Source organism: Shewanella phaeophyticola (assembly GCF_025398315.1).
Lineage (GTDB): Bacteria > Pseudomonadota > Gammaproteobacteria > Enterobacterales > Shewanellaceae > Shewanella > Shewanella phaeophyticola.
Genome location: NZ_JAODOQ010000001.1, coordinates 2,916,582 through 2,931,455, shown reverse-complemented (window position 1 = coordinate 2,931,455; position 14,874 = coordinate 2,916,582). Strand labels below are relative to the sequence as shown.

The following is a 14,874-nucleotide window of genomic DNA, read 5'->3' as shown; positions in this document are numbered from 1 at the left end:
ATATTTTTAAATTGACCACTTGTGATTTTGCCCACATGCCCCATGTCTAATTATGTCAGCATGCATTTGTACAACTTAGTTATTTATGTCAGCATGCATTTGTACAACGCGATAAATTTGGCAAGTAAATTCTGTTAAGGACAATCTATGAAAATAAATCTTTCTGGTCACCATGTTGATGTTACTGATACTGTCAAACAACACGTAGAAGAAAAATTCGCTAAAATAGCTAGCCATTTCCCAACGCTTATTTCGTTAGACATCATTATTGCTAAAGAGCACGGTGAATTTGATGTTGAAATTCGTACTAATTATGAAGGAACTCGAATTGCTGCAAAAGGTAATAATGCAGTCATGTATCCAGCCATTACCAGTGCTGCTAAAAAATTAGATGCAGCTTTGAAACACCGCAAAGGCCAACTTAAAGCAGATTTACATGAAAAGCCTGATGTTACGGCGCCTGAAATTGCTTATGAAAAAGTACAAGAGATGGATCTTCGTTAATCCATTGGCTCACTCACAAAAAAACGCAGCTTAAAGGCTGCGTTTTTGGTTGTTAAAGTTGATTATTCTTCGTCAATTTCAGCATTGTGATAAATGTTTTGTACATCATCACAGTCTTCTAATGCGGCAATAAATTTATCGAATGTCTCAATGTCTTCACCACTAATGGTTGTCATTGTTTGTGGGACAAACGATAAACTCTCAACTTCAAATTCCATTTCTGGGAATTCATCCGTTAAAGCGGTTCTGATATTGTTAAATTCAGATACTGGTGCAAATACACTGATCATGCCGTCTTCTAATTCAACGTCTGTTACATCAATTTCAGCCATCATCAGTAACTCAAGAATGGCTTCATCGTCTTCGCCTTTAAATACAAACACGGCTTGATGTTCAAACATATGACCAACAGTGCCAGGGCTACCTAATTTGGCATCATTTTTTACAAAAGCTTGGCGAACTTGGGTAAAAGTACGGTTGCCGTTGTCGGTTAAGCAGTCAACAATTACCATGCATCCGCCAAGTGCCAAAACCTTCGTAACGTGCAGTATCGTAATCTTCACCGCCACCACCACGTGCTTTTTCAATTGCACGTTCAATCACGTGTGCTGGCACTTGGTCTTTTTTCGCGCGAGTTATCAAGCTGCGTAATGCTAAGTTGCCGTCTGGGTCAACACCACCTTGCTTGGCACAAATGTAAATTTCTTTACCGTAGCGCGAATAAAGACGTGTTTTTTGACCGGCTGTTTTAGCCATTGATTCTTTACGGTTTTGGTATGCTCTGCCCATCTTAATCTCGTTATATTTCGGAAATGGAAGTCGTAAAAGTGCCGCCGATTCTAGCAGGAATAAGCCGATGTGTTTAGGTGCAGAGCATAATTATTGTCGAAATACTGTCGATAACGCGATAAATATCATCATATTTTGCTTGGTGAAGGAATGTGAGCAATGTAGAAATACTCATATTCACACATCTGATGTGTTAACTTTATGTATCAAGTGAACGCATTCGATAATACAATTTAATGATGTGTTACCAATGTGAGCTTAAACAACATAAAATGAGAAAGGACTTCTCTGTGAGAGATACCCAGGAGTCATGCCTGAGGATCGCTCCTTATTTTACCCTGAGATGTATTGATGATTTGCAACTATCAATATCATTTCTACACTTAGATATAGAATGCTAGAAATGAGAGTCCTAATATGAAATCTGAATCTGCAGAAGCAGTTCAAGCACAAAATGCGACAGTCACCGTGTTATTTTATGATGCTCCTGCTGGTCTTGAAATGTACAACGCTGTATTGACTGATTTACCCGTAAGTCAATCTGGACGAGTCATGATCCCTGAGTCATTCCGTCGTGGTAAGTCAATTATTGCGGTACTCGAAGGTGAGTGCACGATATTGAATTCGCTAGGTGAGCGTGTTTATTCGCAGCGCACGGTTGGCTAATCAATCATATTGAGTGGTTAACAATGAAAAAAGACACGCAAGTGTCTTTTTTAATGTCTGATTAAATCCGCGAGCAGTTTATCTGCTAAGGGTTGTAATACTTCTACATTCGGTTGAGTGTGCGCTACCGTTCTTAATCCGTAAATTCCCATGACTAAATACTGAGCTAAAAACTGGCTATCGCTTTCTTGCGGGATAAGCTGTTGTGTTCTTGCTGTGTCGAACACTTGTACTAATGATTGGTGCCAGGACTGTAAAAATTCACAAGCGATTTGCTTAATCTGCTCATCTTGCTCACCCATTTCACTTAACGATTTCGTCAATAAACAGGCTTTTGTGGCATCACAACTTAAACACTCTTGTAATATTTGCGCGAGATAATCACTTAAGTTGTCTACTGCAGAGCGATCATTGGCAAATAGTTGCTTAAATTGATCAGTCCGATCTTGTTGATATTGTTCTATCGCTGCAATGAATAAGCCTTTTTTATTGTCAAAGGCACAGTAAATCGACCCAGGATGCAATCCTGTTGCTTTAGTGAGATCTTGCATGCTGGTTTTCGCGAACCCATTCACCATAAAGGTACACATTGCTGCACGTAAAACTCGTTCTCTATCAAATTCAGCGTGTCTCATATTCTGCCACTTAATGTTAATAACGATGTGCAATAGCTCATATTTTCTGAGTCTATCCAAATTTGATCGACTATTCAAAAATTACTTGAATGTATATTCAAATATCATTATTCTTGAATGCATATTCAATTAAGGAGATCGTCACATGACGGCAAGTTTATTTACACCATATAAACTCAATGACACCCTAACATTATCGAACAAGATTTTAATGGCGCCATTAACCCGTTGTATGGCAGATGATGACTTGATCCCTACGCAGCAGATTGCCGATTATTATGCGCGTCGTGCTGAAGCCGGTTTAATTATCAGTGAAGCAACGATTATTCGCGCCGACGGCCAGGGTTATCCAAACACTCCGGGTTTATTTACCCCTGCGCAAATTGATGGCTGGCGTGTGGTTACAGACGCTGTACACAAAAATGGCGGCAAAATATTTGCCCAGCTATGGCACACCGGCCGCGTGGCTCACCCACACTTTTTTGGCGGTGGTGACGTATTATCGTCTTCTGCCCAAGCGGTTGAAGGCACAGTGCCAAGAATGCGTGAACTGGTTTACCAAACCCCAAAAGCCGCCACAATTGAAGACATTAAACAATTGGTGATTGATTATGCTCAAGCGGCAGCCAACGCCATTGATGCAGGTTTTGATGGCGTTGAAATTCATGGTGCCAATGGCTATTTAATTGACCAGTTTTTACATCACGACAATAACCGTCGTGAAGATGAATACGGCCAAACCCCTGAAAACATGTCACGCTTTGCGTTAGAAGTGGTCGATGCTGTTATTGCGCGTATCGGCGCTGATCGCACGGCATTACGTGTGTCTCCTGGTGCTTATTTTAATATGGCTGGCGACTCACGAGATCGTAATGTATTTGATTATTTATTACCTGAGTTGGCTAAACGTAATTTAGCGTTTTTACATGGCGGTATTTTTGACGACTCAATGGAGTTTGATTACCTAGGCGGCAGCATATCGGCATACCTTCGTAGCGTATACACCGGCACATTGGTCGGTGTGGGAAGTTACACTGCACAAACCGGCAGCGCAGCCATTAAGGATAACAAGTTTGACTTGTTAGCCATTGGTCGCCCGTTTATTGCTAATCCAGACTATGTGGCAAAGGTGCGTGACGGTGATGAGCTAGTCGCTTACGCTGACACCATGTTAACCGAGTTAATCTAACCGAATTAAGGTTAAGTTTTTTGTTGTTTGCGCATAAGCGCATTTTTGTAGGAATCCACTTGTTGTCATGCTAATGCCAATGAGTGGCGCTAAATTATCAACCCCAATTTGTGTTTTTAGCATCCGTCTTGACCACAACTTTTGTTGTGGTCTTTTTTTGTCATAAATTTGTCTCCCAGAGTGCTGTCTATTACTATGTCGGCAATTTTAGGCACAGAGAAGCGTTATGCACACACTGCAACAATTAAATGATGGTTTATTGCACGGAAAAACACGAGTCAAAATCGCCCAAGGACTGAGTGAGTTTCCAGCTAAATTATTTGAGTTAGCAGATACGTTAGAAGTGCTCGATTTAACCGACAATCAATTGTCGTCGCTTCCTGACAACTTCGCCGATTTACATCAGTTAAAAATCCTGTTTTTGTCGAATAACCAATTTGAACATTTACCTGATGTACTCGGCCAATGCCCCAACTTAGAAATGATTGGCTTCAAAGCTAACCAAATTAGAACGGTATCAAGCGCATCAATCCCAAAACAAACCCGCTGGTTAATTTTAACCGATAATCGGATTAAGCAACTGCCAGACAGTATCGGTCAATGTTATCGTCTTGAAAAGCTCGCGCTAGCCGGTAATCGTTTAACTTCATTGCCAGTCAGTATGGCAAATTGTCATCAATTGGCTTTACTTAGGTTGTCTGCCAATCAACTAGCTGAATTACCGCAATGGTTATTTGAGCTACCAAAATTAGCCTGGTTGGCTTTTTCGGGTAATCGTTTTAGTCATGTTGAGCATTGTGATAACACTCGCGTCCCCACGGTACCGCTAAACCAATTTCAGTTAGGTCAATTGCTCGGGCAGGGCGCTTCTGGTTTAATTTATCAAGCATCACATATGGCTTTGCAGTACGAAACTGGTGAATTTCGTTGTACTGATGAGGTTGCTGTTAAACTATTTAAAGGCATGGTCACCAGTGATGGTTATCCGGCAGACGAGCTTGATTGCTGCTTAACCGCAGGAGAGCATCCTAATTTGATTACTGTATTGGCACAAATTAATCAGGCCGACCAATTAGGCTTAGTGATGCAACTTATTCCGCCAAGTTACGTCAATTTAGGCTTACCGCCATCGCTGCAAACCTGTAGTCGCGATACTTTTGAGCCAAATACGCGCTTTAGTGAGTCTCGTATTATTAACATAGCGACCCAAATGGCCGATATTTTGGTGCATTTACATCAAAATGGAATAAGTCATGGCGACATTTATGCGCATAACACCATGATTAACCCGCAAGGCAATGTGTTATTTGGTGACTTTGGCGCCGCATCTAACTTAAACCAGTTCAACTCTGAACGTCGTGTGTTAATGCAAGCTATTGAGGTGAGGGCATTGGGTTACATGATTGAAGACATGCTAAATCTGATTGAGCACCCTAATAGCCCCAAGGCGCAAGCGCTACATCAATTAGTGCAAGATTGCTTGCAGCCTAACTTAAGCGCTAGGCCGGGTTTTAATGAGCTTAAACAGCAATTAGCCAACATGGCATAAGCTTGCCATTATGATTGTGCTTATCAATGTGACTCGCATTGATAAGCACCCTTGAATATCCACTGTGAAATATGGCCTTTAACCTATCACTGCATTATAATCAAATTATCATGTTACAATTAAAGGTCATCACCAGTGGAAAACAAAACTGCCCGTTTTACTGTATTAATGAATCCGCTAAAAAGCAGGCATTTGAGCAATTGTGCGCGGCTCAAGATCTCACCCCATCACAAGTTACCCGTCAGCTTATTCGTGAATACCTCGAAAAACACGATGTCAGTTTTGGTGACAACCAAAGCCGACCGAACCCGCAAGTGAAAAGCTAATTTATCGCTTTTTATGGTGGAGTGTGAGTTGGGCTTAACGGCTTAGGGTAGTCAATTTGTGATAATAGCATTATAATGTGATTACAATTTAAGGTGAGGTGGTTTTAGTGGCTGTCTCATGCCAATCGATAACGCTTTTTGAACAATGCCTTAGTGCTTTATCTTGTTCGATTAAAGCTAAAAAACAGAGAGTGAATTTATGAGTGATGTCATCCCGCCATGCCCAAAGTGTGAATCTCCTTACGCTTATTCAGACGGTACATTATTAATTTGCCCAGAATGCGCAAATGAGTGGAATCCAAATGAAGAAGTGGTTGATCCAGACGCAATTATCTTAAAAGATGCCGTGGGTAACCTTTTGGCCGAAGGCGACAAAGTGACTTTAATTAAAGATCTTAAAGTTAAAGGTTCATCACTTGTGCTTAAAGTCGGCACCAAAGCCGTAATCAACCGCTTTGTCGACGGTGATCATGACATCGATTGTAAAGTTGATGGCAACGGTCAAATGATGTTGAAATCAAAGTTTGTTAAAAAACAAAGCTAATAGCGATTAACTTAATTGTTATAAGTGACCATTAATCAGCTTCTGTTTGATTAACAAAAAATCCCCGCTGGCAACAATGCTATCGGGGATTTTTTATGGACGCCAGTTCAAGTCCCGCCGCCTCATATGACCCCACTTCTGGGTAAGCTGTTAAGCATTTAAAAGCTTGTTAACCCCTTCTCGTCGTCCCGGCAATGCTTTAAGGTGGGATCCAGGTGTTATTTTTGCTTTGAACATTTGTGCAGGATTTGCTGTGAGTACTCTGTTTTACTGCTTTGTTGTAACACTAGGTAACGATACTCAATGAAATCACTTCTATGACACGCGGTAAACCCATCCATGGGCGCTCTGCGAAAGCATCCCTGTTTTCGAAGGTCATAGCCGCGATGACATCCGCCGTATGGTTATCTTCGATTCAACCTTGTTTGTGTTTGTAATTGAAAGATCTAACTCGTTTGTGGACAATTCCGATTTAGCAGCAACAGACAGTCTCCAATCTTTGGATAACTTCTCGTATCCCAAAAATAAAAATGCAGTAGTTTCGACAGGAGGTATTTTTGGTCGGTTCTGAACAATTCCAAACATGGCTGATTTTGACGGCTACTATTTTTAATGGTGAGATACTGCATGGTTATTCAACAAGTTTATGAGGAAACGATTTGAGATACCTTCCTCCTAAGCAACTCCCGAAAAGCAATAACAGCAGGACTAACCTGCTCTCGGCTTGGACAGATTAGATTTAGCTCAACCGATGGTGATTCAAAGTCTGGTAAAAGCTGTACAAGTTGCCCACTACTAAGATCTGAGTAGAGATCTATCTGAGAGCGATATGCTATTCCTTTGCCATTAACTGCCCATCTACGAACTATATCGGTATCATTGCTGATTCGGTTACTACCTACTTTAACCTTGTATGTACCAGAGTGGTTAGCGTACTCCCAACAGTTAAACAGGCGACCAGCCTTGCGGTGTAATAAGCAATTATGCTCCCTCAAGTTTTCAGGATGCATTGGCTCTCCATATCTAGATATATAGGTTGGAGAGGCGCAAGTGATCCTGCTCATGGTCGCGATATGAAATGAAACCATCGATGAATTTTCTGGCTTCCCATAGCGAAGAGCCATATCAACCTGTTCGAGAAAAAAATCTGAAATAGAATCGCCTACTGTCAGATCAATCGATAATAAAGGGTGCTCATTCAATAACTCTTCTATCCACAGCAAAAGTGTATTGCGGCTCAAATCAGATGAGACGGACAATCTGAGATTACCACTTACTTTTCCTTGTGTCTGATGTGCGGCTATACGACCTTGTTCCAAACTAGCTAGTGCCTGACGGCAATGAAACAAGAACTGCTCTCCTTGTGGCGTTATTTTCAGTTGTCTGGTTGTTCTGATAAGTAGTTGTACCTCTAACTGTTTTTCGAGTCTTTTCAGCGCAGTGCTGACTGCTGCAGGAGTAAGACTCAGTTGGTTTGCAGCCTCGGTTATGCTGCCCGTTTCCACGATTCGAATGAATAGATAGAGATCTGACGTATTCATTATTAAATATTTTTTAAAAGTATATTAATTATTAGTGTCTTTTTAGTTTACTTAAAGTCTGGAACAATGTCTCTACTGTTATTCATAACAATGGTGCTCAGAGAGGCAGATATGACCCAACCATTACACACCGAAAACTTACTTAACCGTCCTTTAGAGCTCCCATGTGGCGCCATCATTAAAAACCGTCTAATGAAATCAGCAATGTCTGACTCACTTGCTGATGGAGAGGGAAACCCTACTCAGGCACAGTCTCGACTCTATGAACGCTGGGCAGAGGGCGGTATTGGGTTATCGGTCGTTGGAGAGGTTCAAATTGACGCACTATTTCCAGAAAATCCAGGAAATCTCGTATTATCCGAACAGTCTGATATTAAAGAGCTACAAGCATTGACCTCACGTGCTGCAATTAATAACGCACATATCTGGCCCAACTTGGGCATGCAGGTGGATTGGCGTATCAACCGTTGAGTAAACCCAAAGAGCTATCAGCTCTTTGTATTGGAGATTTCGAGTGTGAGGGGATGTCTGAGCAAGACATAGCCTTATTACCACATCAGTTTGCTAAATCCGCAGCAATTGCTAAACAAGCAGGATTTACTGGCGTACAGATTCATGCAGGCCACGGGTTTCTACTAAGTCAGTTTTTATCACCACTCTTTAATCATCGAACGGATCTATATGGAGGGTCGGTAGAAAACCGTTCCCGTATTATTATTGAAGTAATTGCGGAAGTGAGAAGTACTGTTGGAGGTACTTTCCCTATTGGTATAAAAATAAATTGCTCAGATCAGCTCGAAGGTGGTTTAACTCAAGAAGACGCACTAGAGGTCATTTCCCTTCTCAACACAACCTCTATTGATTTGATTGAGATAAGTGGCGGATCATATTTTCCTGGGGCAAAATCCAGCTCTGACAGCGCTTCAAACGGCTCGTACTTCATTGATTTTTCAGTAAAGGCTAAAGGATTAACAAATATTCCTTTAGTGGTGACGGGGGACTTTAAAAAGCGGGAGCAAGTAATAGATGCCTTATCTATAAATGCAGCGGACTCAATTGGTCTTGGGCGAGCATTGATACTCAGACCTGATTTACCAAATGAATGGTTAGAGGGAGAAGGTGTTACATTTGACTTTCCAAAATTTAAGTCACCGCCGCAGGGGGAGTCACCGCTTGGTATACTATGCTTCTTACGGCTATAAGTCATGATAATGAAAAAGAGTTCAACTTAGAGCTATTGCCAGCAATTCAGTCCTACGAAAATCGTGATAAAGCTCGTATTACGAAATGGCAGGCGAAGTATCAACTGTAGTCCACCATCTAAGATCTAGAAACGCATAGCTATGCGTTTCTACAGGGCACTTTTCCTGAAGTTAGGTTTATTTATGGTCGCATCCTTTCATTTATTATTTCCTCTTCTTACCATAAATATAAGTACAGCAATTCCAGTGACACTATCTGCTTCTGAATAATTGCATCAACAAACAATGGGGCAATAATATGTTACTCAAGCTAACTTAAAAATGGACATAAACGTTTTAAAAAAATCAGGGTTTCAATTTACTTTTTATAAAAGTTTACCCTGACCACACTAAATTCTAACTAGCTAACAAAAAAACCGTTTTTGTAGAGGTACAATAATTGGAAATATCCCCTGCGTTATGGAAATCACAGATGTCGTCTATTTATCAACAGTTACTCACTACTGCACCAACCGATCTACCCCCAATCAAAGCAATCCACATTTGCCACGAAGAAAATAACCCGAGTGCCAAGTTTGGGGTTGTCGAATTAGAAGGCGGTACCATTGGCCTAACCTACGTAAAATTGGGCAACGCGTTTGAGCAGTTACAAAATGAATCGCTATACAGTGATTACATTGGTAAAGCAGTAACCGATTTAGCCCAATTAAGCGTGCAGCAACAAGATTGGCAGCAAGTGCTTGGCGCCGGAGCGCTTAATGCCATTAGCCAATATGTACTCAAACAACGTGGCTTTAACTACCACAACGAAGAAGACAGTTTAGAGATGCTAGATATTCAACCTGGTGAGCGTGTTGGTATGGTTGGCTACTTCGCCCCGCTTATAGCCCAACTCCGCGAACAGCAAACCCCTTTAACGGTGATCGAGCTGCGGGCTGAATTGGTTCAGGCCGAAGACAATTTTGAAGTAACCACAGATCCAAGCAAATTGGCGCAATGCGATAAGGTACTGATTACTGGAACCAGCGTAATCAACCACACCTTAGAAGGCTTGCTAACGCATTGCCATAAAGCTCAAGAGATCGCACTGGTGAGCTCAAGCGTTGGTCTGTTGCCAGAGGTACTATTTGAACATGGCATCACTCGCATCGGTGGCCGCGCAGTAGTAAACAGTGAACTGTTCCTTGAGCGTTGGAAAAGTGGCGAGAAGTGGAAAGAGTCCGTTACTCGTTACTCTTTGAGAAACAGTGACTACAAATAATTTCTCATATTAAGGGCGAGACATAACCGTGCGCCCTTTCATCCACCTATATAATCAGAAAAACCACGCCCATTTGTGGTGACAATATCAGCAAACAAGCGTAACAGCGCTAAAAATTAGTTGGGTCAAAAATTAGTTGGGTCAGAGTAAACTTTAAAAAGGGAGCTGATAGACACATGTTATTGAATGGCTTTTTCTTCCTTAAATGGTGCACTCGATGATTGTGCTCGAGGTTACCCAACTTTGTCCTTAAGTTTGATACTTTAATCTACTTTATGAATTTAATTCAATGTTTTAATAGAAGTCGTATTGGTGGAATTGAGTAAGTCCGTAACTTCAATTTATACCATTTCCATTAATTATGTGACCAATCAGAGTCACTCAGACTGTTCAGTTTGAGGCGCATTGTTGAAATAATGGTTATTCCCTTCTAAGGCAATGCAACAAAGAAATGGACAGTCTGAGCGCCTCCTGCAAGGCGGGTTTCTGTGCCTTCTATACTGCTTAATAGGATTTTGACGTACGACTGCATGGATGCAGGAGGTAGAGCAACGCAGGAGCAGTTGCCGAGAGCAACTATGCCTACAATCCTATTACTTGCCTAGAAGACACAGAACTCCCGCTGAATGACCAGATAATTAGTGGAAATGGTATTAATCAACAGCCTGCCACAGGGACAAAGCAAACACCTGGTTCTCGGCTAAAAGAATTGCCGGGACGACGAGTAAATTAACCGCCTCATTGTGGCCATTTTGCCGCCACTTGCAAAGAAAAAGGGCTTAGCATTGCTGCTAAGCCCTTTCGGTATTTGGTGGAGGCGGCGGGACTTGAACCCGCGTCCAGAAAGCCTACATCCTCGGCGCTACATGTTTAGTCTCTCTTTTATTTAACCAAGCAGTCTCCGAAAGACAGGATGCTACTTGGTGAGTCCGGTACTGTTTCGCGGTTCACCCCCGGACGGAGTTCCCTCGCTAGCACACTGTAATATGACCATCAAAATCCACTGTCCACGTGCGAAACGTGTGGTTGATGGCTAGCTAGCCTAAGCTGCTAGAGAGTAGTTAGAGTCGTTTGCAACTATAACGGTGCGGCTTTTTACGAGGCCAACCGCCCCTCGACATGCTCCTTGGGTTTCGTGAATCCTGTCGAATCCAGAATCGCCCCCAATTGGTTATATCATAACGTGTTGTTTCGCTAATACCTAGTGACTATTAACAAAATATCATCGTTTGGCTATTATCCGTTCAGTCTGCTCTTTTTCATGACGCGAGACTGTTCAACTTTCCATTCACGCTCTTTGGTGTCTTCACGTTTATCGTGATCTTTTTTACCTTTACCTAAGCCAATTTCAACTTTTACCCAGGCACCTTTACGCCAATACATCGACAGTGGCACTAAGGTGTACCCTTGGCGTTCAATTAAGCCGGCTAACTTGTCGATTTCGCTACGCTTTAATAATAGCTTTTTAGTACGAATAGGATCGCACACAACGTGAGTGGATGCTGTATTTAGTGGTTGAATAGTACAACCGTGCATAAAGGCTTCACCGTCTTTAATAAATACGTAACAATCAGCCAGATTGACTTTGCCCATACGGATCGATTTAACTTCCCATCCCATTAACTCTAAACCCGCTTCGATTTTGTCTTCGATGCGGAATTCAAAGGTCGCGCGTTTGTTGCGTGCGATGGTGGCTGAGGTATTCTTTGCTGATTTAGAACTCTTTTTTACCATTATATTTACCGTTGTGATTACTGCCGCGGCCTATAAAAAGGCGACTGGTAATCAGCTCTGAGCCCATTTAATAAACGCTATTATATTAAGGTTATAAATTAACACCATTGATATAAGAGATATGGGGGAGATTTATGATATTTCAACGATTATACCTAGTTTCTTGCCTATTGTGTTATTAAGGGTGAGATTTAGCGTTATGGCGGATGCCTTTTTTGTTTAACGTGATAAAATCCGAACATTGTTTCAATGATAGTGATGTCAGATGCCCAAAATTTCCAAAAGTATGCTGGTTAGATTTAGTGCCAAAGAAATGTATGATTTAGTCAACGATGTTGAGTCGTATCATGTGTTTTTGCCCGGCTGTGTTGGCGGTAAAGTATTAGAGTTTGACGGTAAAACCATGGTGGCATCGGTTGATGTGAGTAAAGCGGGGATCAGTAAAACCTTTACGACTCGTAACCAAGTTGTTGAAGCTAAATCCATTACACTAGAGTTAGAAAACGGGCATTTTAAACATTTGCACGGTTTATGGAAGTTTACAGCGCTGACAGAAGAGGCATGTAAGGTAGAGTTTGATTTGCATTTTGAATTTTCAAATGCATTAGTCGACTTAGCATTTGGTAAAATTTTTAAAGATTTAATGTCATCGATGGTGGTGGCATTTACCGACAGAGCGAAGGTGATTTATCGTGACAAGTGAAACAGAGCAATTTGCCGTTGATGTGATTTATGCATTACCCAAACAGCAAAAAATTATCACTGTGATGGTTGCACCTGGTACCACGTTTATTGATGCGGTGATCCAAAGCAATATCGTGAAGTTTTTTCCTGACATCGATCTAGATAACATCAAACTGGGTGTGTTTAGTCGTGTGGTTAAGCATGATGAAGTGATACAGCCTGGGCAACGGGTAGAATTATATCGCCCTTTAATTGCCGATCCTAAAGATGTGCGCCGTAAACGCGCTGAAAAAGCAAAAGATGAAGGCCGGATCAATAAAATTACCGGTGCAAAGGTCAGTTAATTGTTTAACTCTATACAAAATATAAAAAAGCAGAATCAATTGATTCTGCTTTTTTATTGGTTCTGAACCATTAACGATTATCTGGGTCGTTAGATTTTTCTGGTTGATTCGTTAGCGTTGGGCGTGTTTCTTCAACCAATGGTTTTGAATCTGGCCGAGTTTCTGGCAGTAATGGCGTTAAATCAGGCTCATTAACCGTTGGCAAAGAGCTTAACTCAAGCGGGGTATTAAACTCACTGCTTAAATCGTAATCGCCGGTGACGCTAGAGATCTTGTCACCTGTAAAATGAATGATCAGCTCTTTATGGATAATGCTGGCATCACGGCCACTTTTAAAGTGGTATACATAGTACCAAGTGTCATCAGAAAAACTATCACGTAAAACCGGACGACCTAAAATGTACTCAGTTTGCTCTTTGGTCATGTCGATGCGAAGTTTTTCAACTTGCTGGGTTTCCATGTAGTTGCCTTGCGGTATATCAGGCTTATAAATTAACCAATCGAAAACACTACATCCGCTCATTGAGAGTGAAAGCGCTACTGCGCTTACAAGGGTAAGACTTTGTTTTTTGTTTATCATTGTCTGCGCTACTTCCTAAATTCTGTCGGTCATCATACCCAAGCTGTCCCTATGCTGACAAGAGTCGATTAGAAGATGTTGTGGCTTTGAGTGAATATCGCGACGTAAGTTCCTTATTTCTAGTAATAAAACCCACTATGATTCATGTTTACTCTCTTATACGCGCCACATTTATCGGTGATATTTGCTGTGAGTTTTTAACGTCAACCTTGTTTAAGCTCATAAATTTGGTGTTATAGAGCTTAATTAGTCATTTAATTCATGCCGTGAAAGCGCTTATACAATAGGGTATATAAATATAAATTTTTCAAAAGCGTGTTTTGTGCCACGTAATGTTAATAAAGTTGGTAAATAATCATTAAATTGTTTAATTTAAAAGCATGATAGATTGAAATGCTCATATAATGAATATGTGATTTAATCTTTGTTTTATTTCCCATTTAGTTGATTTTTATATCAACAAAAATAGGATGACATGATGAGGTGTAACTTGCAGCTAACTGCCGCAAATCAACAAGGTCAGCTAGTGTGTGTTGGTACCGGAGTGCAGCTTGCTGGGCAAGTTGGCCAATTAACCGTGAGTTATATTGAACATGCAGATGTGGTTTTTTCATTGGTGCCCGATGGGTTTGCCGATAGATGGTTGTCAACCTTGAACGCTGATGTGCGCTCGCTACAAAGGTATTACGCTCAAACAGGGGAAGTAAAAAATCGTCGCGACACCTATCAGCAGATGGTTGATGCTATGTTAGATGAGGTACGAGCAAATAAAAGGGTGGTATGTGCATTGTATGGTCATCCGGGGGTATTTTCTTGCGTATCACATTTAGCGATTGCACAGGCTAAGCAGCAAGGTTTTAAGACTAAAATGCTTGCGGGTGTTTCAGCTGAGGCGTGTTTATGGGTACGATTTAGGTATCGATCCCGGTGGTTGTGGTCACCAAAGCTATGAAGCCACTCAGTTTATGCTGTATCAACATGTTCCTAATCCTTGTGCTCATTTAGTGTTGTGGCAAATTGCACTCGCGGGGGAACATACATTGACACAGTTTTCCACAACCAAACAGCGATTACATATTTTGGTTGAGCATTTGTTGCAGTGGTATCCTATTGATCATCAAGTGATAATATATGAAGCTGCAAACTTAGCAGTGCAATCGCCAAGAGTAGAACATATTGCCTTGGCTGATTTACCTGATGCTAGGTTAACGACCATCAGCACGTTATTGATCCCGCCTCAGCAAGCATTAGCATTAAACCCTGCCATGCTTGCAAAGTTAGGCATTAGTGAAATGGATCTTGGTTAGAGAATACTTTTACAACACT

The 14,874-nt window shown here is 41.3% G+C and carries 15 protein-coding genes, 1 other RNA gene and 2 pseudogenes; 12 read left to right on the top strand and 6 right to left on the bottom strand.

The genetic code is table 11. The features are described 5' to 3' along the window. Positions 1–147: 147 nt before the first annotated feature. Positions 148–504 carry a ribosome hibernation-promoting factor, HPF/YfiA family gene (hpf, locus tag N4T56_RS13605; RefSeq protein WP_160053720.1) on the top strand — a complete coding sequence of 119 codons (357 nt, stop codon included), beginning with the start codon at positions 148–150 and terminating at the stop codon, positions 502–504. 62 nt (positions 505–566) lie between these two features. Here the strand turns inward: hpf and N4T56_RS13600 are convergent. Further along, positions 567–1,293: pseudogene (locus N4T56_RS13600) on the bottom strand (YebC/PmpR family DNA-binding transcriptional regulator). A 417-nt stretch (positions 1,294–1,710) separates the two neighbouring features. Between N4T56_RS13600 and N4T56_RS13595 the strand changes: the two are divergent. Further along, on the top strand, positions 1,711–1,959 hold the full coding sequence (locus N4T56_RS13595; protein WP_261733612.1) for a TIGR02922 family protein: 249 nt from the start codon (positions 1,711–1,713) through the stop codon (positions 1,957–1,959). A 50-nt stretch (positions 1,960–2,009) separates the two neighbouring features. Here the strand turns inward: N4T56_RS13595 and N4T56_RS13590 are convergent, their stop codons facing one another. Beyond that, positions 2,010–2,594, bottom strand: coding sequence for a TetR/AcrR family transcriptional regulator (locus N4T56_RS13590; protein ID WP_261733611.1), 585 nt, complete (start codon positions 2,592–2,594; stop codon positions 2,010–2,012). Between the two features lie 145 nt (positions 2,595–2,739). Here N4T56_RS13590 and N4T56_RS13585 point away from each other — a divergent pair, with 145 nt between their 5' ends. The 4 genes from N4T56_RS13585 (at position 2,740) to N4T56_RS13570 (ending at position 6,202) form a co-directional block, all read left to right on the top strand. After that, positions 2,740–3,783, top strand: coding sequence for an alkene reductase (locus N4T56_RS13585; RefSeq protein WP_261733610.1), 1,044 nt, complete (start codon positions 2,740–2,742; stop codon positions 3,781–3,783). A gap of 226 nt (positions 3,784–4,009) precedes the next feature. Further along, positions 4,010–5,332, top strand: a complete 1,323-nt coding sequence (locus N4T56_RS13580; protein ID WP_261733609.1) for a protein kinase — start codon at positions 4,010–4,012, stop codon at positions 5,330–5,332. Positions 5,333–5,442: 110 nt separating this feature from the next. Then, entirely contained in the window at positions 5,443–5,658 is a 216-nt protein-coding gene (locus N4T56_RS13575) for a CopG family transcriptional regulator (RefSeq protein WP_261733608.1), read from the top strand. 199 nt (positions 5,659–5,857) lie between these two features. Continuing rightward, the gene (locus tag N4T56_RS13570; protein ID WP_188917732.1) at positions 5,858–6,202 is read left to right on the top strand and encodes a zinc ribbon domain-containing protein YjdM; all 345 of its coding nucleotides are present in this window, start codon (positions 5,858–5,860) and stop codon (positions 6,200–6,202) included. A gap of 644 nt (positions 6,203–6,846) precedes the next feature. Here the strand turns inward: N4T56_RS13570 and N4T56_RS13565 are convergent. Then, the gene (locus tag N4T56_RS13565; RefSeq protein ID WP_261733607.1) at positions 6,847–7,743 is read right to left on the bottom strand and encodes a LysR family transcriptional regulator; all 897 of its coding nucleotides are present in this window, start codon (positions 7,741–7,743) and stop codon (positions 6,847–6,849) included. 111 nt (positions 7,744–7,854) lie between these two features. On the opposite strand from N4T56_RS13565, the gene N4T56_RS13560 reads away from it, so the two are divergent. The 3 genes from N4T56_RS13560 to N4T56_RS13550 all read left to right on the top strand — a co-directional run bounded on the left by N4T56_RS13560 (position 7,855) and on the right by N4T56_RS13550 (position 10,206). After that, positions 7,855–8,214 (top strand): hypothetical protein, encoded by a 360-nt coding sequence (locus N4T56_RS13560; RefSeq protein WP_261733606.1) that lies wholly within the window; start codon positions 7,855–7,857, stop codon positions 8,212–8,214. Positions 8,215–8,267: 53 nt separating this feature from the next. Next, positions 8,268–8,945, top strand: a complete 678-nt coding sequence (locus tag N4T56_RS13555) for an oxidoreductase (protein ID WP_261733605.1) — start codon at positions 8,268–8,270, stop codon at positions 8,943–8,945. A 472-nt stretch (positions 8,946–9,417) separates the two neighbouring features. Next, on the top strand, positions 9,418–10,206 hold the full coding sequence (locus tag N4T56_RS13550; RefSeq protein WP_261733604.1) for a Rossmann-like domain-containing protein: 789 nt from the start codon (positions 9,418–9,420) through the stop codon (positions 10,204–10,206). Between the two features lie 809 nt (positions 10,207–11,015). On the opposite strand, the gene ssrA is transcribed toward N4T56_RS13550, so the two are convergent. Next, positions 11,016–11,371: a transfer-messenger RNA gene (gene ssrA / locus N4T56_RS13545) on the bottom strand. A gap of 71 nt (positions 11,372–11,442) precedes the next feature. Next, positions 11,443–11,940 carry an SsrA-binding protein SmpB gene (gene smpB, locus N4T56_RS13540; protein ID WP_261733603.1) on the bottom strand — a complete coding sequence of 166 codons (498 nt, stop codon included), beginning with the start codon at positions 11,938–11,940 and terminating at the stop codon, positions 11,443–11,445. Between the two features lie 265 nt (positions 11,941–12,205). Between smpB and N4T56_RS13535 the strand changes: the two genes are divergently transcribed. Beyond that, the gene (locus N4T56_RS13535; RefSeq protein ID WP_261733602.1) at positions 12,206–12,643 is read left to right on the top strand and encodes an SRPBCC family protein; all 438 of its coding nucleotides are present in this window, start codon (positions 12,206–12,208) and stop codon (positions 12,641–12,643) included. Further along, positions 12,633–12,968, top strand: coding sequence for an RnfH family protein (locus N4T56_RS13530; protein WP_261733601.1), 336 nt, complete (start codon positions 12,633–12,635; stop codon positions 12,966–12,968). The genes N4T56_RS13535 and N4T56_RS13530 overlap by 11 nt, the downstream gene beginning before the upstream one ends. A 70-nt stretch (positions 12,969–13,038) precedes the next feature. Here the strand turns inward: N4T56_RS13530 and N4T56_RS13525 are convergent, their stop codons facing one another. Next, positions 13,039–13,548: an outer membrane protein assembly factor BamE gene (locus tag N4T56_RS13525; RefSeq protein WP_261733600.1), complete on the bottom strand. Its 510-nt coding sequence runs from the start codon at positions 13,546–13,548 to the stop codon at positions 13,039–13,041. 478 nt (positions 13,549–14,026) lie between these two features. Here N4T56_RS13525 and N4T56_RS13520 point away from each other — a divergent pair. After that, positions 14,027–14,855, top strand: a pseudogene (locus tag N4T56_RS13520) (SAM-dependent methyltransferase). Positions 14,856–14,874 lie beyond the last annotated feature (19 nt).